26 protein-coding genes and 1 tRNA gene are annotated in these 24577 nt (G+C 61.1%); 6 read left to right on the top strand and 21 right to left on the bottom strand.

Features of this window, described 5'->3' with window-relative positions; all coding sequences use genetic code 11:
• Window positions 1-6: 6 nt before the first annotated feature.
• The 6 genes from scpA to uvrB form a co-directional block, all read right to left on the bottom strand.
• The gene (gene scpA, locus MGMAQ_RS06945) at window positions 7-2145 is read right to left on the bottom strand and encodes a methylmalonyl-CoA mutase (RefSeq protein ID WP_148560878.1); all 2139 of its coding nucleotides are present in this window, start codon (window positions 2143-2145) and stop codon (window positions 7-9) included.
• On the bottom strand, window positions 2142-4133 hold the full coding sequence (locus MGMAQ_RS06940) for a methylmalonyl-CoA mutase family protein (RefSeq protein ID WP_046020971.1): 1992 nt from the start codon (window positions 4131-4133) through the stop codon (window positions 2142-2144). Before MGMAQ_RS06940 ends, scpA begins: the two co-directional genes overlap by 4 nt.
• A gap of 116 nt (window positions 4134-4249) precedes the next feature.
• The gene (locus MGMAQ_RS06935; protein WP_198409171.1) at window positions 4250-4669 is read right to left on the bottom strand and encodes a DUF2141 domain-containing protein; all 420 of its coding nucleotides are present in this window, start codon (window positions 4667-4669) and stop codon (window positions 4250-4252) included.
• A gap of 275 nt (window positions 4670-4944) precedes the next feature.
• A complete protein-coding gene (rpmB, locus tag MGMAQ_RS06930; RefSeq protein WP_046020969.1) occupies window positions 4945-5247 on the bottom strand; it encodes a 50S ribosomal protein L28 in 303 nt (100 codons plus the stop codon).
• 110 nt (window positions 5248-5357) lie between these two features.
• Window positions 5358-5726: a cyclic nucleotide-binding/CBS domain-containing protein gene (locus MGMAQ_RS06925; protein WP_046020968.1), complete on the bottom strand. Its 369-nt coding sequence runs from the start codon at window positions 5724-5726 to the stop codon at window positions 5358-5360.
• Between the two features lie 102 nt (window positions 5727-5828).
• Window positions 5829-7958 (bottom strand): excinuclease ABC subunit UvrB, encoded by a 2130-nt coding sequence (gene uvrB / locus MGMAQ_RS06920; protein WP_046020967.1) that lies wholly within the window; start codon window positions 7956-7958, stop codon window positions 5829-5831.
• Between the two features lie 89 nt (window positions 7959-8047).
• Here uvrB and MGMAQ_RS06915 point away from each other — a divergent pair, with 89 nt between their 5' ends.
• A complete protein-coding gene (locus tag MGMAQ_RS06915) occupies window positions 8048-8524 on the top strand; it encodes a GyrI-like domain-containing protein (protein ID WP_046020966.1) in 477 nt (158 codons plus the stop codon).
• On the opposite strand, the gene MGMAQ_RS06910 is transcribed toward MGMAQ_RS06915, so the two are convergent.
• Both MGMAQ_RS06910 and MGMAQ_RS20680 read right to left on the bottom strand, forming a co-directional pair.
• Window positions 8521-9225: an NnrU family protein gene (locus MGMAQ_RS06910; protein ID WP_046020965.1), complete on the bottom strand. Its 705-nt coding sequence runs from the start codon at window positions 9223-9225 to the stop codon at window positions 8521-8523. The two genes, MGMAQ_RS06915 and MGMAQ_RS06910, sit on opposite strands and share 4 nt — an antisense overlap.
• A gap of 150 nt (window positions 9226-9375) precedes the next feature.
• Window positions 9376-9693, bottom strand: coding sequence for a hypothetical protein (locus MGMAQ_RS20680; RefSeq protein ID WP_148560877.1), 318 nt, complete (start codon window positions 9691-9693; stop codon window positions 9376-9378).
• 89 nt (window positions 9694-9782) lie between these two features.
• Between MGMAQ_RS20680 and MGMAQ_RS06905 the strand changes: the two genes are divergently transcribed.
• On the top strand, window positions 9783-10073 hold the full coding sequence (locus MGMAQ_RS06905) for a TusE/DsrC/DsvC family sulfur relay protein (RefSeq protein WP_046020964.1): 291 nt from the start codon (window positions 9783-9785) through the stop codon (window positions 10071-10073).
• A gap of 415 nt (window positions 10074-10488) precedes the next feature.
• Here the strand turns inward: MGMAQ_RS06905 and MGMAQ_RS19460 are convergent, their stop codons facing one another.
• From MGMAQ_RS19460 to MGMAQ_RS06875, 6 genes are read right to left on the bottom strand one after another with little or no spacing between them, the layout of a single operon-like run.
• Complete coding sequence (locus MGMAQ_RS19460; RefSeq protein WP_052716202.1) at window positions 10489-11310, bottom strand: cyclic nucleotide-binding domain-containing protein; 822 nt, start codon at window positions 11308-11310, stop codon at window positions 10489-10491.
• A gap of 55 nt (window positions 11311-11365) precedes the next feature.
• Window positions 11366-12181: a class II glutamine amidotransferase gene (locus MGMAQ_RS06895; RefSeq protein ID WP_046020963.1), complete on the bottom strand. Its 816-nt coding sequence runs from the start codon at window positions 12179-12181 to the stop codon at window positions 11366-11368.
• 5 nt (window positions 12182-12186) lie between these two features.
• Window positions 12187-12891 (bottom strand): glutamine amidotransferase, encoded by a 705-nt coding sequence (locus MGMAQ_RS06890; RefSeq protein WP_046020962.1) that lies wholly within the window; start codon window positions 12889-12891, stop codon window positions 12187-12189.
• 5 nt (window positions 12892-12896) lie between these two features.
• Window positions 12897-13796: a bifunctional methylenetetrahydrofolate dehydrogenase/methenyltetrahydrofolate cyclohydrolase FolD gene (gene folD / locus MGMAQ_RS06885; protein WP_046023058.1), complete on the bottom strand. Its 900-nt coding sequence runs from the start codon at window positions 13794-13796 to the stop codon at window positions 12897-12899.
• On the bottom strand, window positions 13796-14119 hold the full coding sequence (locus MGMAQ_RS06880; RefSeq protein WP_252508691.1) for a DUF167 family protein: 324 nt from the start codon (window positions 14117-14119) through the stop codon (window positions 13796-13798). The genes folD and MGMAQ_RS06880 overlap by 1 nt, the downstream gene beginning before the upstream one ends.
• Before the next feature lie 11 nt (window positions 14120-14130).
• Window positions 14131-14427, bottom strand: a complete 297-nt coding sequence (locus MGMAQ_RS06875; RefSeq protein ID WP_046020960.1) for a YggT family protein — start codon at window positions 14425-14427, stop codon at window positions 14131-14133.
• 124 nt (window positions 14428-14551) lie between these two features.
• On the opposite strand from MGMAQ_RS06875, the gene MGMAQ_RS06870 reads away from it, so the two are divergent.
• Window positions 14552-14627, top strand: a tRNA-Ala gene (locus MGMAQ_RS06870).
• A gap of 421 nt (window positions 14628-15048) precedes the next feature.
• Here MGMAQ_RS06870 and gspD read toward each other — a convergent pair.
• The 5 genes from gspD to MGMAQ_RS06845 form a co-directional block, all read right to left on the bottom strand.
• A complete protein-coding gene (gene gspD, locus MGMAQ_RS06865; RefSeq protein WP_052716201.1) occupies window positions 15049-17121 on the bottom strand; it encodes a type II secretion system secretin GspD in 2073 nt (690 codons plus the stop codon).
• Entirely contained in the window at window positions 17118-17753 is a 636-nt protein-coding gene (locus MGMAQ_RS06860; protein WP_046020959.1) for a hypothetical protein, read from the bottom strand. Before MGMAQ_RS06860 ends, gspD begins: the two co-directional genes overlap by 4 nt.
• Window positions 17750-18286, bottom strand: a complete 537-nt coding sequence (gspM, locus tag MGMAQ_RS06855) for a type II secretion system protein GspM (RefSeq protein WP_046020958.1) — start codon at window positions 18284-18286, stop codon at window positions 17750-17752. Before gspM ends, MGMAQ_RS06860 begins: the two co-directional genes overlap by 4 nt.
• The gene (locus tag MGMAQ_RS06850; protein ID WP_046020957.1) at window positions 18283-19176 is read right to left on the bottom strand and encodes a PilN domain-containing protein; all 894 of its coding nucleotides are present in this window, start codon (window positions 19174-19176) and stop codon (window positions 18283-18285) included. Before MGMAQ_RS06850 ends, gspM begins: the two co-directional genes overlap by 4 nt.
• Before the next feature lie 68 nt (window positions 19177-19244).
• A complete protein-coding gene (locus tag MGMAQ_RS06845; protein WP_198409170.1) occupies window positions 19245-21833 on the bottom strand; it encodes a hypothetical protein in 2589 nt (862 codons plus the stop codon).
• A 182-nt stretch (window positions 21834-22015) separates the two neighbouring features.
• Between MGMAQ_RS06845 and MGMAQ_RS21010 the strand changes: the two genes are divergently transcribed.
• From MGMAQ_RS21010 to MGMAQ_RS06830, 3 genes are read left to right on the top strand one after another with little or no spacing between them, the layout of a single operon-like run.
• Window positions 22016-22411, top strand: coding sequence for a type II secretion system protein J (locus MGMAQ_RS21010; RefSeq protein WP_158498803.1), 396 nt, complete (start codon window positions 22016-22018; stop codon window positions 22409-22411).
• Window positions 22408-22962, top strand: a complete 555-nt coding sequence (locus MGMAQ_RS06835) for a type II secretion system protein J (RefSeq protein WP_046020956.1) — start codon at window positions 22408-22410, stop codon at window positions 22960-22962. Before MGMAQ_RS21010 ends, MGMAQ_RS06835 begins: the two co-directional genes overlap by 4 nt.
• A complete protein-coding gene (locus MGMAQ_RS06830; RefSeq protein WP_046020955.1) occupies window positions 22959-23774 on the top strand; it encodes a general secretion pathway protein GspK in 816 nt (271 codons plus the stop codon). Before MGMAQ_RS06835 ends, MGMAQ_RS06830 begins: the two co-directional genes overlap by 4 nt.
• Here MGMAQ_RS06830 and MGMAQ_RS20340 read toward each other — a convergent pair.
• Together MGMAQ_RS20340 and gspG are read right to left on the bottom strand one after the other, a co-directional pair.
• Window positions 23656-24150: a GspH/FimT family pseudopilin gene (locus MGMAQ_RS20340; protein WP_158498802.1), complete on the bottom strand. Its 495-nt coding sequence runs from the start codon at window positions 24148-24150 to the stop codon at window positions 23656-23658. The genes MGMAQ_RS06830 and MGMAQ_RS20340 overlap by 119 nt on opposite strands.
• Window positions 24140-24577: a type II secretion system major pseudopilin GspG gene (gene gspG / locus MGMAQ_RS06825; protein ID WP_198409169.1), complete on the bottom strand. Its 438-nt coding sequence runs from the start codon at window positions 24575-24577 to the stop codon at window positions 24140-24142. The genes MGMAQ_RS20340 and gspG overlap by 11 nt, the downstream gene beginning before the upstream one ends.

Raw genomic sequence — 24577 nt, 5'->3', positions numbered from 1 at the left:
GTCGATCTAGCCCTCGTCCCCGAGAACCGCATTCAGCTTGGTCAGCAGTTCCACGGCGGCATCGGCGATCACCGTGCCCGGCGGGTAGATGGCCTGAGCCCCCGCTTCATAGAGGGCCTCGAAGTCCTGCGGCGGAATGACCCCACCGACGACAATCATGATGTCATCGCGGCCTTGGGCTTCCAACTGTCCACGCAGCTCCGGTACCAGGGTCAGATGCCCGGCGGCCAACGACGACGCGGCAATCACATGCACGTCGTTTTCCACCGCCTGGCGGGCGGCTTCTTCCGGAGTCTGGAACAGCGGACCGATATCCACGTCGAAGCCCAGATCGGCAAAGGCCGAAGCAATCACCTTTTGGCCCCGGTCGTGACCATCCTGGCCCATCTTGGCGATGAGAATGCGCGGACGACGCCCCTCGCGGGCCTCGAAACCTTCGACCATCTGCTTAACCTGGGACACGTTGCCGCCCTCGCCCACTTCACCGCCATAGACACCGGAGATCGCCTTGATCACCGCTTTGTGGCGACCATAGACCTTTTCCAGCGCTTCGGAAATCTCTCCGACGGTACATTTCGCCCGGGCCGCGTCCACGGCCAGTTCCAAAAGATTGCCATCGCCGTCGGCGGCATTGGTCAGGGCCGTGAGTTTGGATTCCACTTCCGTGGCATCCCGTTCGGCCCGTAGCCGTTCGAGCTTGTCCAACTGGGCATGGCGGACGGCGGAGTTATCCACCTTCAACACATCAATGGCGTCCTCGTGGTCGGGCCGGTAGCGGTTGACCCCGATCACTGCCTGACGCCCGGAGTCGATACGCGCCTGGGTGCGGGCCGAGGCCTCCTCGATGCGCAGCTTGGGAATCCCCGCCTCGATGGCCTTGGCCATGCCACCGGTTTCTTCCACCTCGGAAATATGCTCCCAGGCCCGGGCCGCCAGATCGGCGGTCAGCTTCTCCATGAAATAGGAACCGCCCCAGGGATCGATGACCCGGCAGGTGCCGGATTCCTGTTGCAGGTAAAGCTGCGTGTTGCGGGCGATGCGGGCCGAGAAATCGGTGGGCAGCGCCAGGGCCTCATCCAGGGCGTTGGTATGCAGCGATTGGGTATGGCCCTGGGTCGCCGCCATGGCCTCGATCGCTGTCCGGGTAACGTTATTGAACACGTCCTGGGCGGTCAGCGACCAGCCAGAAGTCTGCGAATGGGTGCGCAGGGACAGGGACTTGTCATTCTTGGGATCGAACTGCTTGACCAATTTGGCCCACAGCAGCCGCGCGGCCCGCAGCTTGGCCACTTCCATGTAGAAGTTCATGCCGATGGCCCAGAAGAACGATAACCGCGGCGCAAAAGCATCCACGTCGAGCCCGGCGGCCCGCCCGGCGCGGATATACTCCACGCCATCCGCCAAGGTATAGGCCAGTTCCAGGTCCGCTGTCGCTCCGGCTTCTTGCATGTGATAGCCGGAAATGGAGATGGAATTGTAGCGCGGCATATTCCTCGACGTATGGGCAAAGATGTCGGAGATAATCCGCATGCTCGGCGTCGGCGGATAGATGTAGGTGTTGCGGACCATGAACTCCTTGAGAATGTCGTTCTGGATGGTGCCGCTGAGCTTGTCCTGCGAGACTCCCTGCTCCTCGGCGGCGACCATGTAAAGGGCCAATACCGGCAGAACGGCCCCATTCATGGTCATGGAGACGCTCATTTGGTCGAGCGGAATACCGCCGAACAGAATGCGCATGTCATAGATGGAATCGATGGCCACCCCGGCCATGCCCACGTCGCCGAATACCCGGGGGTGATCGGAATCGTAGCCCCGGTGCGTGGCCAGATCGAAGGCTACCGACAGGCCCTTTTGCCCCGCCGCCAGATTACGGCGATAAAAGGCGTTGGAGTCCTCGGCTGTGGAGAACCCGGCATATTGCCGCACGGTCCAGGGCCTTTGGGTATACATGGTCGGATAAGGCCCGCGCAAAAACGGCGGCAGCCCCGGCCAGGTGCTGAGGAAATCCAGGCCGTCGCGGTCCTGGGCATCGTAGACGGGCTTGACCGGAATACCTTCGGGGGTTTCCCAGGTTTCGCCCGAGGTGTGGTTGGCGACCGACGCGTTGGCCCAGGAAACGGATGTGAAATCGGGTATGGTGCTCATGATCGGATCACCCCCAAGAAGGTCAGTGTTTCACCAAGAATCTTGGGCAGGTCGTCGCCCAGAGCAATGAAGGCATCAACGCCCGCCGCCCGGTCCGCCTCTTCGCGCTCCCCGGGGCGTCCGGCCACGAACAGCCGGGTACAACCCGCCTGCTTGAGGGCCGGAGCATGGGTCGGCACCAGGTCGGCATATTGCGGATCGCCGCCGCAGAGAATGGCGATCTTGGCGCCGCTTTCCTTAAAGGCCTGGGCCATGCTGTCGGGGTCACCAAAGCCTTCATTGGTTAAAGCAACGATGCCGCCTGCCTCGAAATAGTTCTTGGCGAAGGAAGCCCGTGCGGTGTGCTGGGCCACCCGGCCCAGGTTGGCGAGGAAGATACTCGGCTTGGGATCGGCCGCCTCGGCGGCATCGCGCAGGGCCTCGAAATCTTCCGACAAGCGGTGGGACGGCAAGGGCTCTATCGACGTGGCAGCAGCGGAAACGGCGCCTCGCATGGTGGCAATGCTTGCCCCCTCGCCGGCGGCCACGGCCAAGGTCACGGTCATGGCGCCGCCCCCGGGCTCGACGGAATCGGTTACATCCGTTCCATGATCAGTGGCGGCGGTGCGCAGGGCCGCCAGATCCACTGTTTCGGTCTCCACCTCTTTCTCGGTGATGTTGGGGAACTCCGACACACCGGTCAGCGGATCCTTGCGCTTGGCCAGATTGCGCCGCCGGGCGGCGCGGGTCTCGGCCAACTCGCCGGCCAGGGAGCCATTTTCAAGCACCGCCAGCAATCCACCGCGACTTTCAATGTCCTGGAACTGAGCCCAGGCCTTTTCGGCCAGATGGCTTGTCAGATCTTCCACATACCAGGATCCGGCCGCCGGATCGGCCACTCGCCCCAGAGACGATTCCTCACGCAGCACCGATTGAAGGTTCCGCGCCACCCGCAGGCTGAATTCACCGGGCTGACCGAAGTCTTCGTCCATGGGCAATGCAGTAATGCTGTCGGCCCCGCCCACGGCGGCACCAAAGGTGGTGGCCGTGGCCCGCAGGATGTTGACCCAAGGATCGCGGCGGGTCAGCAATCGCCGGGCGGTGACCGCATGCAGGGCCAGGCCGCGCTGGTCTTCGCTTAGCCCGCAGGCCTCGCCGAACCGGGCCCAGAGCCGACGGGCGGCTCGCAATTGGGCGATGGTGAGGAACAGGTCTCCATCCACCGGCAGGGAGGCTTCCATCAACCGTAACGAATCGGTGGGTGCCATGTCCTCTCGCGCGTCCAGTTGGCGCGCATACTCGGCGGCGGTCGCCAGCAGACAGGCCAGGGTCTGAACGCCGGAAGCGCCGGCTTCATGATAGGGCGCCATGTTCAGGCGCATGACTTTGGCTTCGGGCGCTTCGCCCAGACAATAGGTCGCTAGATCAGCCATCTGCGCATAGGCGATGTCCAGCCCCTGAGACAATTGCCCGGACCCCGCCAAGATCCCGAGCGGGTCGGCACCGAAGGACAAAGTGGCCGCCCCCAGGTCATTGCCCCGGCGCGCCGCAAGACCGATCATCAGCGCCGCGTAATGCCCAAAGTCGGGGCCACCGGACAGGGCCAGGGGAACCTTCGTCAGGTCGATCCCGTCCAACAGGCGGTCCAGATCATCCAGTCCACGGATCAGACAACCGCCAATACCGTCCGGATTCAGCGACAGCAGAATGCCGTCCACGCCGTTTTCCAGATCCACATGGAGTGCCTTATTACAGACTGCCAGATCCGGATGCCGGTGAGTTTGGCGGATTTCCCAACCGCCATGGCGATCGGGCAGGATGCGCGCCAATCCGTCGGTCGCATCCGCCTGTCCATAAAGCGGCTGAATATCGATGCCTTCGTAGGTGCGGGTCACCAGACGCTTGGCGAAATCCGCCCCTTTCAGCGCCTTCTCGGCCAATCCCCGCCACTGGTCATAGCCGACTTCCGGAAAGTCGGAAGCCCATTCCGTCGTGTCCGTATTTGCCATTTGATGTCTCCCAGAAGGCCGTTCGTACGCAGCCAAGCGGGTCAGTATTCGGACATCGGGGCAAGTTGGTCAAGATTTACGTTGCGACGCAGCACATATTTGCTCCAAAAGCGGCGCTAATAGACCATACGGACCACGATTTGGGCACCTGGATCTTCAATTGTCACCGCCGCGTCTTCGAAAGCGGGTCGACCGGTGATCTTCGGATTATTGCTCAAGGCCCATCCTTCGGTCGGGATCATGCCTAGAAAACGGTCGAGCTCTTGGTCATTGTCCTCATCATGGTAGACCATGATGGCATATTGCCCAGGTTCCAGACCGGAAAACGCCAATACGGCCCGTCCGGGACGAGAATTGAAGCGCGTGCTATGCGTTGCCTTGGCATAGTCACGGAAATCCTCTTCCCCCTTCCATATGAAAGCGCGCACGGTCCCGCCATGGTCCCGCAAGCCATTGATGACCACTTCCAGGTCGGCAGCCCGGCTTTCTACTGAAACTCCCACCATACCCGCCACAAGGGCAACAGTGGCACACACCCGATTAAGGCGATTCATAGACACCTCGATAGTATTTTATAACCCTATAGACCCAGTTTAGAACGATTCTGTCAAGTGAACCTTAAGCTTATAATCGCTCCATAAATCACAGGAATCCTCCGGCTAGACTTCCCAATTTCAGGAGCCTTTGTTTTACAGGACTTTCCCGTAATGTTGTGGCAAAAAAAGGGCAGAAACTGATATTTTCCAAAAATAGCCCGCAAAAAAGCCCGCCGATGGGGCGGGCTCCTTTGATCGTCGCATGATTACCTGTGTCAGGCAGCCTGGGCTTCCTTGGTCGCCAGGGCCTTCTTGACGCGGCGCTTCAGACGGCGGGCCTCGTCGGGCAACTGCGAATCCGCCGTATTCAGCAGAAAGCTGTCCAGGCCACCCTTGTGCTCGATGGTGCGGATCGCCTTAGCGCTCAACCGCATACGCACCGACTGGCCAAGGGCGTCACTCATCACCGAGGCCACCTGCAGATTGGGCAGGAAGCGGCGGCGGGTCTTGTTGTGGGCGTGGCTGACGTTGTTACCGGTCAGCACGCCTTTGCCGGTGAGGGCGCAGCGTCGGGCCATAATCGGAAATCCTCAATATAAAGCACGCGCGGGACCGTCATCCGGCCCCGAAGAGCGGTTGTTCTAGTGGAACCCGCGACAAAGGTCAAGGGCTTGGTTGGCCATTATCCTTACGTGATCAACACCCGGCGGGATACAACGCCCAGAAGCGTATCTCCATCCATCACCGGCAGGTGCCGGTAGCCCCCTTCGTTCATCATCGCCAGAGCGTCGGAAGCCAGGGTATCCGGCCCGATACATTTGGGTTCCCGGGTCATCACGTCGCGCACCTCGGTCAAATCCGCGTTGCGGCGGGTCGCCACAAAGATACGCAGGGCATCCCGCTCGGTGAAAATCCCAAGCAGTTTGCCGTCCTCGACCACGACCACCGAGCCCACGTTGCGGTCGGTCATCATTCGTCCCGCCTCGCGCACGGTGGCGTTGCCTTCCACTTGCACTGGTGTTTGGTCGCCCAGTAGATCGCCTACCCGATTCGTCATCCCGGCTGTCTCCCTCTTTCTTGTCGTCCGATTTGATTGACGACTATTGTTGCGCCGCAAACAAAAAGAGGCAAGGGGCGTTTGCACTGCAGGGAAAGAAAATCACCCCCTGCGACCGCGTCCCTTTTTGCCCGGACCCTTGCCGCCCACCCCAGCCCGCGAGGCGGCGCGCGGTGCCACCCCTGCCCCATCGAGGCCCAATTCGTGAGCCTCCAGCCGCCGAATTTCGTCGCGCAGGCGGGCCGCCTCCTCGAACTCCAGATCGGCGGCAGCGGCGCGCATGCGCTTTTCCATGTCTGCCTTGACCTGCGTCAGGTCCTTGCCGACCACCTCCGTCGGCCCGCCGGTATCGGAGAGACGCACCGTGACATAGTCCTTCTGCTCCACACCCTCGAGAATATCGGCGACCTTCTTTTTGACGCTTTCCGGGGTGATGCCGTTGGCGACATTAAAAGCTTGTTGCTTCTCGCGGCGACGGTTGGTCTCGGAAATAGCGTACTCCAGGCTATCGGTCATCTTGTCGGCATAGAGGATAACCCGGCCATCCACGTTGCGCGCCGCTCGGCCGATGGTCTGCACCAACGACCGCTTGGAGCGCAGGAAGCCTTCCTTGTCCGCATCCAAGATGGCCACCAGGGCGCATTCGGGAATATCCAGCCCCTCGCGCAACAAGTTGATGCCAACCAATACGTCAAAGGCTCCCAGACGCAGATCCCGGATGATCTCGATTCGCTCGATGGTGTCGATGTCCGAATGCATATAGCGCACCCGGATGCCCTGTTCGTGCAGGTACTCGGTCAGATCCTCGGCCATGCGCTTGGTCAGCACGGTGACCAGCACGCGCTCCCCCTTGCCCGCGCAGGCCTTGCACTCGGCCATCAGGTCATCCACCTGATGCTCCACCGGGCGCACCAGACAGACCGGATCGATCAACCCGGTGGGCCGGATCACCTGTTCCACGAACACCCCTTCGGTGCGCTCCATCTCCCAATCGCCCGGGGTGGCCGACACATAGACCGTCTGCGGGCGCATGGTTTCCCACTCCTCGAACTTGAGCGGCCGGTTGTCGACACAGGACGGCAACCGGAACCCGAAGTCGGCTAGGGTGCTTTTGCGGTTGAAGTCGCCCCGGTACATGCCGCCCAGCTGGGACACGGTGACATGGCTTTCATCGACGAATAACAAGGCGTTTTCCGGCAGGTATTCGAACAGGGTCGGCGGTGGCTGCCCCGGCTCGCGGCCGGTCAAATAGCGGGAATAGTTCTCGATGCCAGAGCAATGGCCGGTGGTCTCCATCATTTCCAGATCGAAAGTGGTGCGCTCCTCCAGCCTCTGGGCCTCCAGCAGCTTGCCCTCGGCGTGCAAGATTTCCAGCCGCGCCTTCAGTTCGGTTTTGATCTTGATCATCGCCTGCTGGATGGTCGGGCGCGGGGTGACATAATGGCTGGCCGGATAAACGGTGATCTGCTCCAACGATCCGGTCTTTTCGCCGGTCAGGGAATCGATCTCGCGGATTTCCTCCACCTCATCGCCGAAGAACGATACCCGCCAGGCGCGGTCTTCGTAGTGACTGGGGAAGATCTCCACCACATCGCCGCGCACCCGGAAGGTGCCGCGATGGAAGGAGGCGTCGTTGCGTTGGTATTGCAGCTCCACCAACCGCTTCATCAAGGCATTCCGCGCCACCTCTTCGCCCACGGTCACTTTCGCCACCATCTCGGCATAGGTCTCCGGCGCGCCGATGCCGTAAATACAAGACACCGAGGCGACGATGATCACGTCATCGCGTTCGAATAACGCGCGGGTCGCCGCGTGGCGCATGCGGTCGATCTGTTCGTTGATGGCGGAGTCTTTCTCGATATAGGTATCGGTGCGCGGCACATAGGCTTCGGGCTGGTAATAGTCATAGTAGGAAACGAAGTACTCCACCGCGTTATGGGGAAAAAACTCCTTCATCTCCGCATAGAGCTGCGCCGCCAGGGTCTTGTTGGGGGCCAGCACCAGTGCCGGGCGCTGGACCTGCTCGATGACCTTGGCGACGGTAAACGTCTTGCCCGAACCGGTTACGCCCAGCAGCACCTGATCGGTCTCTTGGGCAGTGATACCGGCAACCAATTCGGTGATCGCCTGGGGCTGATCCCCCGACGGACTGTAGTCGGACTCCAGCCGAAAGGCCGGGCCGTCGCCGACCGGCTGTCGCTTTTGCGGGATGAAGGGCACGACCGTATTCATAGGACGGATATAGCGCTGATTCTCGCCGGGTTCCAGCAAGGAAACAAATCAGGTACAATACCCGCGTCATTAATGCTCAGGAGGCCCCCATGGACGTCCGCATGGAATTTCTACCCGATATCCCGGTGCTGGCCATGGCCCGGTTGGGGGTCTATCAGCAAACCGCCCCGGCTTTGTGGCATGATCTTTGGGCCTGGCTGCGAGAACGGGATCTGGCCGACAAGGTCCTGGGCGCCTATGGCTTCGGCATGGATCATCCGGCGAAAAATCCGCCGGCCCTGTGCCGCTATGTGGCGTCGGTCAGCCTGCTGAACATGCCTTCTTTCAAGGACACACCCGAAATGTTCACCATGGTCATTCCCGGTGGTCGCTATGGCATGTTGCGCATGAAGGGCCCCTATACCCAGATGAAAGACCTGTTCCCCAAACTGCGCGATGAATGGCTCCCCGCCTCGGCCTATGCCGCGGATTGGGAACGGCCGTTTTTGGAGATCTATGTCAACGATTCCAAGACCGTGCCGGAATCGGAAATCATCACCGACCTCTGTGTGCCGTTGCAGGGCTAGAAAAGCGGAACACCGGGCAAAGGCGGCACCCCCAAAATCCGGTCGTGCCAGAACAGCAGAACCACGAACAACAGCGTCCCACCCGCCAATCGCCACCAGCCGATATCCGACGGCGAGGTCCTTGCCCGTCCTTGAATGATGGCGACAAAAGGCACGTTGGAAGTCTCTTGCCGCAAGCGCTCCCACAATAGCCCGCCCTCCTTGGCCTTGCGGCGGTCGATGGCGAGGCTGCCCCCCAAAGCCAGCACCGCCATGCCGCCAAAAAATATCAGCGAGGCCGCATCGCCCCGGGACAGGGCATGGGTCACGCCCCACAGGCCCACGGCCCACATGACCGGATGGCGGGTAATCGCAAAAATCCCGGCCAGGGGCTGCCGCGCCGCCGCCGATTCCATGCCGATGGCGGTAGGATTGATCGCCGTGTACCCGGCCACCAGCAGCAGACAGACCGGCACCATCATGGACATGGGCATATGCTGGAAAGCCATGTGAGGGTCCCAGAGGATTACCTCCGGAGCCACCTGGTAAGCCAGGACGGCCCAAATCAACGACAGCGCCGCCATTATGGAATAGAGGCCGCGGAATGGCCATTCGCCGATCAATCCGATGATTTGAACCCGGATGGGGTGCCAAGACAGCAGGAAATGGCCGCCAACAAAGGCAACCATGGCAAAAACCAGATCCGAAAGGCTCCCAATCATGGAATCAGTTAATCACGAAGGCCCGCATAAGAAAAGCCCGGCTCCAGGGAGGAAAGAGCCGGGTTTGCTTTAAGTTTACTAGTTTCGAGGGGCGACGGGACGAGGTGCTTGGGGGAAAGCGGGGAGGATGGGCCGCCCCGTCGCTATGACTTAACAATGCACCCTTTTCATCCGGCGCGCGGTGACGGCCATCACAGGGCGTCTTTTTTGATCATTTTGTTTTCGATAGCGGGAACTCAACCGAAAAGAAGCCCGGCTCTGGGGGAGAGCCGGGAAAGGATGGGAGAGAGAGAGAAGAATTTGGGGTGACGCGATGAAGCGTGGTGCTTGGGGGAAAGCGGGGAGGATGGGCCGCCCCATCGCGTCAACATCATCATCGCGCCTTTGCCCCTCGTCTGCCGTGACGGCCATCACACATAATCGTTTTTTTTTCGAAATAATGTCGTTGTCACATTCGTTTTTTTGCATATCCCCCCCTTTCAGCCCCTTGTATCCTTGGAATCCCTCCCCATCTGCCCAGAAGTTGCAAAACGCTATTAATTAATTTGGAGACGACGATGACCCTCAATGTGGATGGCGAAGGCTACCTGGTGGACCGATCGGAATGGACCGAGGCGGTCGGCGCCCAACTGGCCGAGACCGACGGCTACGAGCTGGACGAGGACAAGCTGAAATTCATTCAGGAAGCCCGCCGCATGTATGACGAAAACGGCACGGTCCCTGCCCTGCGGAAGTTTTCCAAGTCCATGGGCATGGATGTGAAGGAGCTCTATGGGCACTTCCCCACCGGGCCGATGAAAATGATATGCAAATGGGGTGGTCTGCCGAAACCGACGGGCTGCGTCTGAATATCGAACCCAAAAACCGACCACGGTATTCGCGCCGAATCCGATCCGATCAAACGCGAATAACGTGATTTACGCCAAACGAATGCCGCGCTCGTCCTCCGAACGCGGCATTTTTTTGCCGATAGCAAATGCCTCAAAGGGTCGGGACGCCTGAAGGCGGAATCAGACCAATGCTGGGTTTGCCAGGAACGCAAAAGCCAATCCACCGAGCATCACAAGGGCTAAGAGGCTATACGATAACAGTCTGGTCATAATGATTCTCCTTTCATATCTGGTTCGTCCACGAATCCCCCCTACTGTGTCCGATATGGATACTATAACATATTATTTATTACTAATATATTAAAATCATAAAAGGCCGCTATTCCGTAAACGTATAGCGCCCCTTACCCCATTTATTTGAATGATTTAAACCTCAAGAAAGGACCGCGTTTTCCAGGTGATGGGGGTTTTCATAGCTCCCGAACAACGCCTGATAGAGGCCTTGGGCATTGTCCACCAGATGCGCCCGCTGGGTCAGGGAATCGTATATCAGTTCAATCACCCCGGCCTGCAACTCTTCCACCGTATCCTGCCCGAACATGTCATAGAGAGCTTGACGTTCCAGATCGTCGAGCACGTTCAAGTCATCCACGAACCCCAGCTTGGCAGAGATCGTGCCCCAAAGGCGGCAGAGGTCATCGTCATTGATCCCTTGCACGGCGATTTCGCGTTTTTCCCCATCGGCATCACAGAAGAAATAGGTCACATCGCTAACCCCGCGCCCATGAGCGATGTAGGCATTGACGAAGCGCTCGACGAAGGGCACTTGCGCCAACTCGGCCTGTGAAACAATGCGAATGCCCATGTTGCGCACATGCACCAGCAAGGTGTTGATGAGGAATCGGGTGAAAGGCTCGGCCTTGGTCAGCTCCTGGAAAAACAGGACACGCGGCAAGATAACGCATTCCGTGTCCTTGATGGCCATGGCGTTGGCCATGCGCGGCGCCCCGTCGATCAGCGCCATCTCGCCGAAAATATCGCCAGGATGAATGGTTCCCAGGTGGATCAACTGACCATCGCTGGCGGTTTTGGAGATTTCCACGCCTCCGATACGGACGAAATAAGCCCGGTCCCCCTTGTCGCCTTCTTTGAAGATGGATTCTCCGGTGTTGAAAACACGAGTCTCCAGTGTCTCTGCGATCTCATCGAGCACCGATTCGAATAGCTTGACGGTTTCCGCAGAAAAATTGGTCAATGCATGGGCCCCCCTTTTTTTATGATGATATTCTGTCCCAAGTCCCTGCAATCCGTCAATCAACGGTGCGCCGCGCCGCGATCCGCCCCTTGGTCACGGCCAACACTTCGCCCCCCACCAAAGGACGCCAGCTTTCATCGCTGAGCGGCACACTGGCCAGCAGCACCACGTCCTGCCGCCCACCACCGATGGTGACACCGTCCACCGCCTTATCATCCTGACCGCGTTGACGGGTGCAGTGGCGGCAGAGTACCTGCAATCCCGGCGGCCGGGGGTCTTGCCCTTCCACCTGGGTGCGCTTGTGGCCATGGGCGAACAGCACCTGCCCGTCGGCATAGAGAAAATTGGCCGACCCCAGATCCCGCAGTCTGGCGGCAAAGGCGGTGACAACCTCCAGGCGGGCCTCCAGGCTCGGCACGCCCGTATCCCACAGGGGCGCCAGCGCTTCCAGGAGCAAACAGAAAGCATGCTCGGAATCGCTTTCTCCGATAGGCCGGAATCGCTTGCCGGTCAGGGGAAAGTATTTTTCCAGATCCAGCAAATCACCGTTGTGGGCAAAGATATGCAGATGCCCGCCCAATTCACGGCGAAATGGATGGGTATTGCGCAGGGTCACATCGCCATGGGTGGCCTTGCGGATATGACTGATGACCAAATCCGATTGCAATTGGGTATCGGCGACGAACCGGATCCAGGGGCTGTCATAGGCCGCCCCCACATCGCGGATGACCCGCGCGTCACCCTCTTCATAATAGGCGATGCCAAAACCGTCCTTGTGCGGGCCGGTCAGCCCCCCATGGCGCGCCAGTTCGGTCAACGACAGAGTCACCGTCGCGGGATGGGAACTGGACATGGCAAAGAGTTCACACATGACACTCAGTCCAGATCCAGGGAATCAAGCCAATCCCTCATGAACCGCTCCCCCCGGGCATTGCATCGGGGACCGTGAGCGGCGGCATCGGCGCGCAGACCATTGGGATCAATGCCCTCGGTAGTGGCGATCTCCAGGGCATGCCCCACGTACCAGCGTTCCAGCCCCAAGGCCGTGGCCTCCACATGAAACTGTAGTGCCAGGGCATGATCCCCCCAGGAAAAGGCCTGGTTTTCGATCCGCGCGGAGCGGGCCAGGTGCCGCGCTCCTTCGGGCAGGTCAAACGTATCGCCATGCCAATGCAGAACGTGAGCCGACCCCTCGCCCAGCGGGGCCAGCACGGAATGCCTGCCTTCTTCGTTCAGCTCAATGGGCGCCCAGCCGATCTCCTTCAGCCCCGAGGCATAGACCCGGGAACCCAGGGCCCGGGCCATCAGTTGGCAGCCGAGACAGATGCCTAGCACCGGCCTGTTGGCCTTCAGGCGCGCCTCGATCAGCTTCAATTCATCGCCGAGGTAGGGATAGTGATCTTCCTCGTACACCCCAATGGGCCCACCCAGCACCACCAGCAGGTCGGCGGCCAAGGGGTCAAGCAGCGGCGCCTGCCAGGCATCCATATAACTCACCGCGAAGCCCTGCTCGGTGAGCAATGGCCCGAGCAGGTCCAGATCCTCGAAAGTCACATGGCGAAGAGCGATGGCGGACTTCACGGGGCTCAGATCTCCGGATCATCCAGTCCCGCCTGACGGCAGGCGGCAATGACCGTATTACGCAGTAAACAGGCGATGGTCATGGGACCGACGCCGCCGGGCACCGGCGTAATAGCCCCGGCAACCTTGACCGCTTCATCGAAATCCACATCACCAACCAGCCGGGTCTTGCCCTCGCCCTTTTCCGGCGCGTCGATGCGGTTGATCCCCACGTCGATGACCGTCGCCCCGGGCTTGATCCAGTCGCCGGGAACCATCTTCGGGCGCCCCACGGCGGCCACCAGGATATCGGCGCGGCGGCATTCCTCGGCCAGATCGCGGGTGCGGCTATGGGCGATGGTCACCGTGCAGCTTTCGGCCAGCAGCAACTGTGCCATGGGCTTGCCGACGATATTGGAACGCCCGAGCACCAGAGCCCGCTGGCCCGACAGATTATCGCCCAGCACATCCTTGAGCATCATCAGGCAACCCGCCGGGGTGCAGGGCACGAGGCTGTCCATACCGGTGGCCAAGCGCCCGGTATTGATCACATGGAAGCCATCCACATCCTTGGCCGGTTCGATGGCATCAAGGACCGCGTGCGAGTCGATATGGTCGGGCAACGGCAATTGCACCAATATCCCATGCACGTCTTCGCGAGCATTAAGCCCGGCGATCAGGGTCAGCAGGTCGTCTTGACTGATGTCGGCATCCCGCTTGAATTCGAAGGACTCCATACCCGCCTCGAGGGTCTGAAGCCCCTTGTTGCGCACATAGACCTGGCTGGCCGGGTCTTCGCCCACCAGCACCACCGCCAAGCCGGGCTTGAGACCATGTTCGTCCTTCAGCCGCGTCACCTCGGCGCCGATACGGGCCCGCAGGTCGGCGGAAAACTGTTTGCCGTCGATGATTTGTGCCTCGGCCATCATGAGCCCCCCTCTTTCATCCATTGCTCCAGTTGCCCCGTCAATGTTGCGGGATCACCGGCGATAAGTATGGTTTTGTAGCGGTCGGTGGCCCCCGCGACGATGCTCAAATCCGACTTGCGACAGCGCCAAGCCTTGGCCAGAAGCTTAAGCAACGCCCCATTGGCCTTGTTCTTTTCCGGCACCGCCGTCACCGAGACCTTGAGCCAGAGATCCCCGTTGGCGTCCGGCGCCAGCCCTTCGATCCCATTGCGCGACGCCTTCGGCGTCAGACGCACCGCCACCCGCAACCCATTCGAGACCGGTGTGAAGGGCCCGCTCACAGGCGTTCCCGTCACATACGCATTGCCAATTGTTGAAGAATGCCTTGAACCAGATACAGCGCCAAGATCAAGATGATCGGCGAAATATCAATGCCACCCAGGTCGGGTACATAGCGCCGAATGGCTCTTAAAGGCGGATCCGTCGCCTTATACAGAAAGGTACCGATGGTATGGACGAACTGGTTGGACGTATTGACCACGTTGAAAGCGACCAGCCAGCTCAGGATCACGCTGGCGATCAGCACATAGATATAAAGATTGATGGCGATCATGATCACGCCGATCAGCGGTTGGAGGATAACTCCCATGCTCTTTTGCTCCCATCGAAACGGCGCACAGCCTACCTCCGGCACCGCCCCCGCGCAAGGGGTCGAAAAGGCTGCCCTTTTGCTTGACAGGCCGCCGCAGCCGAACCATTATCCCGCACCTCGTGGGGCCGTAGCTCAGATGGGAGAGCGTCGCGTTCGCAATGCGAAGGTCAGGGGTTCGATTCCCCTCGGCTCCACCAAATCTCCTCAAGTTCAATAAGATATTGCCAAAAGCAATCATCTAACCACCTACTCACATGCCTTTGGGCGTTAAACTGAGGTGGTCCGAGGTGGACGCATATTCCCAATGCGGGGGATCGTTTAGCGCCGCCCGGATCTAAAGTCTTTCGCGTTTCATATGACCCATTGTGACCGAATCATTTTGCCTAAGAGGCGGATTTAAAAGTATCCTTTAGATATCAAGGCAGTAGATTTTTGATCTGGCCAGGAAAGGCCGACGACACGGGGCGGCGCCCCGTTCGGAGGTCTTGACGCCGCCAGAGCGGAAATATACGCCCTCAAGATCAAAGGAATACTCTTGAATCCCACTCTTAGGGGCAGGAGTGGCGCGCAGGGCGTAGCGGGGCTACGGTCAAGGGTCGCTCCTCTCCCCCCCCCTCGCTATCGGCCCAACTCTTTGAGCCGATTGACCCGGCTCCGAACCTCCTGGGTCAGCCGCCGGGCCTCGCCGGGATCGCGCACCACCCGAGGGTGGATGAAGATCAATAACTCGGTACGGTCCAGAGCGTGCGAGTTGCTGCCGAACAGCGAGCCCACCAAGGGTAGGTCCGAAAGCACCGGCACGCCGGACTTTGCCTGGGTTTCCTCATCCGAGATCAAGCCGCCGAGGACCACGGTTTCCCCCGATTGGATAACGATGGAACTCTTGATCCGCCGTTGCGAGATGGTCGGGGTCAGGCTGCTGGCCGAGGTGCTGGGCACGGTGCTCATTTCCTGCTCCACGTCCATGCTAATGGAGCCGTTGGCATTGACCCGTGGAGTGACCCGCAGGATGACCCCGGTATTGCGGTACTGGATGGTGTTGACCAGATTGGCCTCGCCCGAGGTGGATTGCTGCTGCTGGATGGTCACCGGGACTTCGTCGCCGACCTGCAATTCGGCGGTCTGATTGTTGCGGATCATCAGGTGCGGCGAGGAAATGATGTCCACGTCCGTCACGTCGTCCAGGGCATCGACCACCATGCGGGTCTGGCCCATGGCATTGGAGAGCACATAGGAAAAACCGGGGAAAGTGCTGGCCAACGTCGAAGAGGTACCGGTGCTGAAAATGCCATTTCCCCTTGTGCCTTTCAGCCCGGTGCCATGGGTGAAATACCATTGCACGCCGTAACGCAACTCGTTAGTCAGGGTGACCTCGGCGATGGTTGCCTCCACCAGCACCTGCACGGGCACCCGGTCGAGCTTGTTGATCGCCGCCTCGACCATCTTGTAGTCCTCCGCCGAGGCCAATACGAGAAGAGCGTTGTTGCCTTCGTCGGCGATGATGCGGATGTCATCCGAAGTCCTGATCGGCAGGGAAGTGGGGTCCGGACCGTCGGTCGCCGAGGCCAGGCTCACGCCGCCGTTCGAGCCCGCGCCACCTTTTTCCGCCGCAAAGACCTCCGACAGGATGGACGCCATCTCGGTGGCCTTGCCGTTCTCCAACGGATGGACGAACAGGTCGCGACCGGCTCTGGAGCCTTTGTCGAGCCGGTGGATCCACTCGGCGGCCCGGTCCAGGTGGTGGGGCTGGTTGGCGACCACCAGAATGGCATTGAGCCGGGTGATGGGCTCGAAACGCAGCATTCCGGCCAGCGGCCCGCCTTCGCCGCCGAACACGGTTTGCAGTTCCGGCACCAGGCCCTTGGCCCCCACATGGGTCAGGGGATAGAGCGCCACCGACCGCCCGGCCAGCCAATCCACGTCGAAGATGCGCAGGGTTTCCATCAACCGTCCGACCTCGCCACTGGGGCCGCTGAGGATAACCAGATTGCGGTCGTCGTCGGCCCGCACCCTGTTCTTGTCCTCGGTGAACGGATCAAGCAGCTTGGCCATGCGCGAGGCCGAAACATGGCGTAGGGGCACCACCCGCACGACCTCACCGGCGGCAAGGTCCGCCCCACCTTGAGACGGCACTGACCGGACCGCTGCCCCGGCGGGCAGGATGCGGTACAAATCCCCGTCATCGACCAGGGTCGCCTTGTGCATGGCCAGGATGCGTTCCAGAAGATGCAACAGGGCCTGTTCATTGTCGGCGATGTCGGTTTCCAGGGTAACCGAACCGGACACGGACGGATCGATCACGTAATTGGCGTCCAAGGCATCTCCGAGAATAGCGCGTACCACTTCGTCAAGGGGCATGTCCTCGAAGGCCAAGCTGACCTGTTCGGCGGGTTTTGCTGTCGCAATAGACCTAGGGGAGGGTGCCCCGGCGAATTGGCCCGTACCCCGTTCAACCACCGGCACGGGGGCGGCGGTCGGTGCGGGTGCTTCTATCGCCGACGACGACCGATCGGTCGATGGCGCTTCCGTCCCTGTCGGGGTGGGAGTCTCCCGACGGCTGGTCATGAAAGTGGAAACGGGGCGTTCGGCGCGCAACACCCGCCCCGGTCGGTCCATCAAGGCAGCCAGGTCGGCGCATCCCGACAGGCCGAGAATCAGGCCCATGGCGGTGAGTGTGGTCTTGGATATCATGGTCGTTCCCCTCGTCCCGATTCCGGGCGGTTCATGCCCAGGACCATGGATAAATCGGCGGCGGGAAAAGTCCGCGTCCGCCGTTTGGCCGGTGCCGGTCGCTGCGGCGACCGATGGCTCGGATCTGCAGATTCGCCCGTGGCGACTCCCTGCCTCGCCGTATTTTCGAGCCTGGCCTCATGCAAGCGCACCCGTGTCTCGCGATCCTTCTGTCTCAGGATCACGGAACGCTCCGCCACCGCGATCAACTGCCAGCCTTCTATGGCGTCGCCCAAGGACAGGCGCTGGAGCTTTCCCCCGTCCGCGCCGGTCATCAGTGCCAGTTGTTTGCCGGGCAGGGCAAGGATACCCATCAACCGCACAGCGGGCCGCGATTCCTGTTCCTGTTTCAGGGCCACTTCGGACGGACGGCGAGACGGGCGAAACAGGGGGCGGGCCAGGGCCTCGTTCACGGAAATCCGTGCCTCGGGCGAAAGTTCAGGCAGCGTCTTAAAGGTAACGGCGTGAGATTGCGGTGATGGCGACATCAATGGCTTGTCGGGAAATCCTTGTAGCAGCCATCCGCCGACCACCAATGCCGATACAACCAAGCCCCCGTTCAACAAGCTCCTTCCAAGGGGATTGAGACTCATGCCCTTGCCCCCTGGCGGAAACCGGCCAGATCGAGGCTGACGCGCAGCTTGTCATGGCTGATCCGGGCGTTCAGGGATAGAATGGTCACCACTGGCTGCCCGAACTGAAGTTGTTGCAACAACAATGGCAGAGCCTCGACTGGGGCGGTCAACCGCAGGCGCAAGGTAATACGCTGGAAATTTTCCACCGGACCGGCGGGGAGCACTTGCAGGCTTTCCAGGGTCGCCGGGCTGTCTTTCAACCGCTGGCGTACAAGGTCCTGCAAAGCCGCCGCTGCCAGATCGGCCCCGGCGCCGGGTAACAGGGAGTGATTCTGTTGGCCCTGTTTCAGTTCGGCGAGGTCCCGCCGCAACCCATCCCGCCGATCCGCCACGGCGGCGACCTTGGCCACGGACGTTTCCAGATGGCTTATTTTGCGGTCCAGATCCGTATGCCAGGCGCTCAGACCTCGAGAGACTCCGAACCCTGCCAAGGCGATCATCAGTATCCCGAGAAGAACCGCTCCCGATGGTCCGTGCAATTGCTTGATCATCTCTTTTTCCCGGCCCAGGTGGTCATCAATGAAAAGCGTTCTCGCTCGCCGTCCCGGGCCAAGGTTACAGGCGACGTGAAGCGGGTCTGGTGGAACAATGATGAGTCCTCCACCTGAGCGATCAATGCGGCGGCATGCCCCGACTGGCCGGTCACCGACAGTTCACCGTCCTTCAGGGTCAGGCCGGTCGCCCAGGTGTGATCGGGCAGAACGCGGGACAATTCGTCGAGCGCCCGCGCCGGATTGGCGGTGGCGCGGCGGAATCGGGTGACATATCCCGCGGCGGCCTTGCGCTCGTCCAGCCGGGTCGATAGAGCAAGAGTCTCCTTGGCCACGAGGCGCAGATCAGCCAGGCGCGATTCCAGACGTTCGATCCGCAATTGCTTTTGAGTAAGGGGCAGGGCGATGGCGGCACCAATCAACAGCAGGTTTACGAGTACCAGGGCAGCGGTCGGAGTCAGGATACCGATGCGGGGCCGCCATTCCCGCGCCAGCCGCAATACCCGGCCATCCAGATGCAGGGCCTTCACTCTGATTTTCATATCTCGGGCCTGGTCAAGCGCCGGTTGAACACGCCTACGGTCAACGGCGACCACGTCGGCGGTCACCTTGCCGCTCTCGGCATGACACTCGACCACCTGAACGTCGAACAAGGCGACCTCGGCGGCAAAGGGGGTCAGTTCCGCGATACGATGACCGACCATGGCACGAAGATCCCCCACGGCCGCCAGGGGATAGACAACACGGCGTCGCACCGGACGCAGGCCTTCGATAGTGATGGTGGCCCATGCCTTGTCGTTGGTATCGAACAGCGGGCGACCATTGGCATCAAACCGCAATGGCGCTTCATCTTCCCGATCGAGCAAGACTAAAGGCACGGCTTGTTGCAAGCCGTGCCTCCACCATGCGAGGGCCCGGAGGACCCCCGCCCGGATGGTGCTTGATGTGACCGTCCTGGTCATGGCTTCTCGTGGCAGGCCGTGCAGCCTACCTTGTCACCCTTATCAAGGGTGACGGTTTTGTCCTCCACCCGGAAAGTCCGGGTCACCGACATGGCCGATAATACCGTGCCGTTTAGATCGGTGCCGTGACAGGCCTTGCAGCTATCCTTGGCTTTCTCATAGACCTCCTCATGCTTGTCGGTCCACAGGGGATCGTTGACGGGATGCATGCCGTGCGGTCCCTTCATGGCGCCGTTGGCGTCGAAGTTAGCCGGCATGAACTGGGCTAATTCGAACGCCCCCTCGCCGTGACAGGCCTTGCAGTCGATCAGGGTACCGGAATGGCCCTGCAACTGCTTGGCGGCCAGATTGTCGTTGGCGTTGGGATTGGCATTGGGCCAGATGGCGTGGGTCGAGCCGTGGCAGCCCTCGCACATTACTCCGCCGTGTCCCTTGCTGAGCCGATACAGGCTCTCGTTCTCGGCGAAAACCCCGTTGATCGCTTTGATGGGCATGGCCGCCGGATCGTCCGTGCGGAAGGCCTGGGCCAAGCGGATCCCGTCTGCAGCGGCGACCACAGTCGGCTCGTCGGCCATGTTGTCCATGGCGTCGCCGGTATGGCAGGAGCCGCAGGCCGGTTCGCTGGCCCAAGGCACGCGCTTACTCAGGTCAGCCCCGCCGCCATCGGGGAAGGCATGGGTGAAGTCGTCGCCCACCTGCGCCATGTCGCCGTGGCAGTCCTGGCAGACCACGCCGCCCGAGAACATGGCTCCGCGCAGGCACTGGGTCCGCTTACCCGGGTGACACTGGTAGCAGGTCTCTTGCAACACCGCCTCGGCGGTCTCGAAATCACGGCCCGGACCGGCTTGCGGCATAGCCGGAAACAACGGCCCGCCGGTGACCGGATTGGTCACGTCCAAAGCCCCATGATGGCCATGCATGGCCCGCGACATGGAAATGTGCTTGGTCTGCTGGCGCCCGTTGTCGCCTTGTTGCGGCTCATCCACCGGGCCCACCTGGGCCAGATCAAGGGCCGGGGAATAGTGGCACTGGCTGCATTGCACGGGCGTGCGGTTTTGCAGGCAGTTGGGGCTATCCGGATCGTCGCAGACGGCTGAGGCCAGGGTGCCCTGGGCATCGGCGAAGGTAACGTAGCGCGTGCCGTGCTTGACGTCGTGCAGGCGCAGGATATTGGTCTTGGCGGCGTTGAGCAGTCGCTGCTCCGGTGTCTCGCCCGGGGCGTCCTCCATGCTCATCACCTCGAAGGTCTTGCCGCTGGCCGCTGTCGGGCCGTCCAGGGATACCGCGACGCCGTTACAGACGGTGCTTTGTACGTTCTGTGGCAGGCTCGGGTCGGCACAGTCGATGGGGTCCACATGGCAGTTCTGGCAATCGGCTTCGGAGGCCACTGGCAGCACCACGTCAAGGCTGGCCACCGGGGTGCCGTCGCCGCCCTTGGCCAGGGCCGCCACCTGCATCAGCGGATAGGAATTGACCTGGCCGCCATCATCCACCGGCAAGATGGGGATGCCGTCGGCGGCAAACCAGTTGACGTCGCGCACCCGCTTGCCAAACGGGAAGTCAACGAAAAATGCCAAATCCTTGTCGAACCGGTCGAAATGCTGGGGCGTATTGCCGATCCCCGGCATGGCCTGCTGCCCCACCACCAGAGCGGGACTACCCGATTCCGGATGGAGATGGTTGGCGTCGGGCACTGGCAGCCCCACCTCGTCAAGCATGGGCTCGAACAGCGACAAGGCACTCTCGCAGGCTCCGGTTCCCGGGTCGCATAGGCCGGTGCTGTTGGGGTCGGCGGCCAGGACGTTGGGATACAAGGTGCCATAGGCGGCGCCACCGATGGTTCGGGTGATTGAGGTGCCGCCCTGGGTCGTGTCTAGGAACTGCTGCCAGTAATTGGATCTGAAACTGTTGATATTTCGGCTCGAGGCAGTGATCGATCCCGCGCCCGCCGGGTCATTGGGATTCGATGTGGCAGAATAGACCACGTCCATTTCCGCATCGGTGAGAATCCGCGGCTTGTTGCCCGGCCCGCCTTTCTCGATCACCTGCGCATGGACCACGTTGAACGGCGGCAGGATGCTGAACACCCGGTAGTCCAGGTCGGCGCAATGCATACCCAGATCGTTGGCGGCCACCAGAGCATAGGTGCCGCTGGTCATGTCGCCGCCCCCATTTCCGGTATCATCTCCGTCGCCGACGCTGCCGTCGTCACAGGTCTCGGGAGCCTTCTCGACCTTGCGGATTTCACTTTGATCCTCGGGACCGGCTGCCTGCACGCGGCAGGGTACCTGGCTCCCCGAAAGATCGCCGAGCCGCAGGAGCCATTTACCTTTGCGATTGGATCGCACTTCGCCCAGGGTCTCCCCGGAGTCCGGATTGAACACCCGAATTTCCGTGCGCGAACCTTCTACTTCGCCGCGCACGATCAGCTTCTCGTCGGAGGCCTTCCAGATCGATTTACCGATTTGGACCTCGCCGTCTCCGGCGAAAGCGGAGAACCCGCTAAGGGCCGTTCCCATGAGCAGGGCTGCCAGAGTGGCATTTTTTCGCCATGATATGGGCCAAGGTTGATGGATGCGTTGCAAGAGTTGGTCTCCCTTCGTTTGGACGAGTAGGAAGCATCAGCGCGTGGCCGCCTCCCCCCGGATGTGAACCTCAACACCCCCACAACGGAACATCTCTCGGGCTTATTCCGCTCCTCTCGCACGTTGTTTTCATGAATGCTCCCGACAAACAGGACGGCGGAATTGATAACGTGTTGAAATTTATGATTTTTTATATTTTTCCTGGGCGGAAAAAAAAGAATCCCCGATACACCGACGATGGCTTCTCATTGCTCGAAGTGCTGGTTTCACTGGCTATCGTCGGTCTTACCCTTGGCTTAATCTACGAGGCCTATGCCTCGGGCGTGAGCATGACAACGGCACAAGACGCCCATACCCGAGCCCATATCCAGGCGGAATCCCTGATTGCCACCGTCGACAGCGCATGGTCGTTGAGCGAAGAGAGGATACAAGGCGAAGGCTGGGCCATCCAGGTAACCGAGGAACCGGGCTACGAGGACCTATTCCGCATCGTCGTTCAGGTTGACTGGCGGGCGGGCAACCGAACCGGTCGGGTGGAAAGGGTGACCCACCGCCTGCGAAACGAGATCACGCCATGATACGCGCCGATACCGGATTCACCTTGATGGAAATGCTGGTCAGCCTGAGCGTATTGGCATTAATCATGACCTTGCTGTCAGGGAGCCTGCACTTTGGCGCCCGGGCCTGGGAGAAGGGCCGGATGGTCCTGGATCGGGATGCGGATCTGCGCGCCGTGCATCGGGTGCTGCGGCGGATGGTGACCGAAACCGCGCCGGAGGTGATACCGGGCGACAAGGGACTGACATTCGCTTTTTCCGGTACGCCCAACGCCCTGGAAGTCAATGATTGGGGATTCCGCCTGACCGGGGAAGAGATCTGGGTCGAGAAAGGCCTCCAGAAGTCCCAATTAGCCCTCTCCGTTGTTGGTGCGCGCTTTGCCTACCTTGGCGCCGAAGGTTGGCAACCCCAATGGCCTTCCTCAACCCGGTTGCCGCGTCAAGTGCGCCTGTGGGCCGATGGTTGGCCGGAAATCATCGTCACGCCGGGCACCGATGCCGACGCGGCCTGCCTGCGCCGCCCGCCTCCCGATGGCGCCTTGTGCCGATTGGCCGGAGAAACCCTCAAATGAAACATGATGACGGATATGCGTTGGTGACGGTGGTCTGGATGATGGCGCTGCTCTCTCTGTCGGCCCTGGGTTTTTCCCAGACCACGCGGCTGGAAATGACCGCAGGCGCCAACGAATGGCAGCAGGCCCGGATCCGGAGCATTGCCGATGGTGGCGTTCACCGTGCCATTGCCGTCCTCCTCGCCGGTGAAGCCGGACACCGGCAAAATCTGGTATTCGCCGACGACCACCTGCGGGTTTCCTTGGAAGATTTGGCCGGACGGGTGGATTTGAACGCCGCGCCGGTGGACCTGATTGCTTTTGTCCTGGAGACCCTGGATCTATCCCCGGGCCGCGCCCTGTCGTTGGCGCAGCGATTGGCGGACTATCGCGATGCGGACGATCTGCGCCGCCTAAACGGCCTGGAGACCGAGGACTATCGGCACCTGGGATTATCTCACGCCCCGCGCAACGGACCGCTGCTCGACCTGTCGGAACTGGATCGCATTCCGGGTTACAATGATCTGTTGATTGGTCGCCTGACTCCCCTGGCCACCGTCCATTCGGGGGCGCGAGGCGTGGTCGCCGAACGGGCCGCGCCGGCTCTCGCCGAAGCCCTTGAATCGGCGGCTATTCCAGGGCGCTGGCGGGACGCGCGGCAAGGTCGTGTCTGGTCGGTCACGGCCACCGTGGAAGACCCCACCGGAACCCGATTCAGCCGCGAGGCGGTGGTGTGGCTTCCGGCCTCGGGGAACCGACGCTATCGAATTCTCCGCTGGCGGCAGGCTGGTCTTGCAGCCGCACCCGACCGGTCAGCCAATCCACCTGGATGACGGCCCGGTCGCGGGCGGAGAAGATTTTGATTTCCCCGCCGCTGGACGAGCCATCGGGATGGAAGCGGATGCGGTTCCATTCTTCGGGTACAATCAGGCGAAAGGTCTGGGAGTCGGGCAGGACACCTTTGTTCCGGCCATTCTCCAGGGCCCAATTTTTATCTGATGGATTAAAAACTACATCCATGGTCTGCCCGCCGCGCAGGGCTTCGCTCCGGGCCAGGCGCAGGGTCGCGGCCAGGGAGGCCGCCACCTGGTCCGGAGACCGATCGGTGCCACGCGAAACCATGGCAGGCCCGGCCAGCCCGGCGACCAGCGCGGTCAGAGCCAGTACCACCAGCATTTCGAGCAGCGTGAAGCCCGAGTCAGTTGGCAATATCGCGGTTCTCGTCCTCGCCGCCTTCGGCATTGTCGGCTCCCAGACTGACGATGACATAGCGCCCCCCCTCCTCCAGGCGATAGCGGTAGGCATTGCCCCAGGGATCGGCGGGTAGAGCTGCCTTGGCCAGGTAGGGGCCGTTCCAACGCCCCAGACCAGCGGGTTGTTTGACCAATGCCTGCAACCCCTCCTCCCCATTGGGGGGACGGCCCACGTCGAGAAGGAACAGATCCACCGCCGAGGACAGCCGGGCGATCTGAACCGCTGCCGTATCGGACTTGGCCGAGGCTAGGTAGTTCAACACCCGGGGCCCTGCCAACCCGGCCAAAAGGCCGAGAATGACCAGGACCACCAGTAATTCCATCAAGGTGAACCCGTCGTCATTCAAGCGGGTCTTTTTTCGTGTCTCTAGTTTGCGCATCAT

Origin of the sequence: Magnetospira sp. QH-2 (assembly GCF_000968135.1) — a bacterium.
Classification (GTDB): domain Bacteria; phylum Pseudomonadota; class Alphaproteobacteria; order Rhodospirillales; family Magnetospiraceae; genus Magnetospira.
Note: the sequence above shows the minus strand (reverse complement) of the source record. Positions and strands in the feature narration are given on the sequence as shown.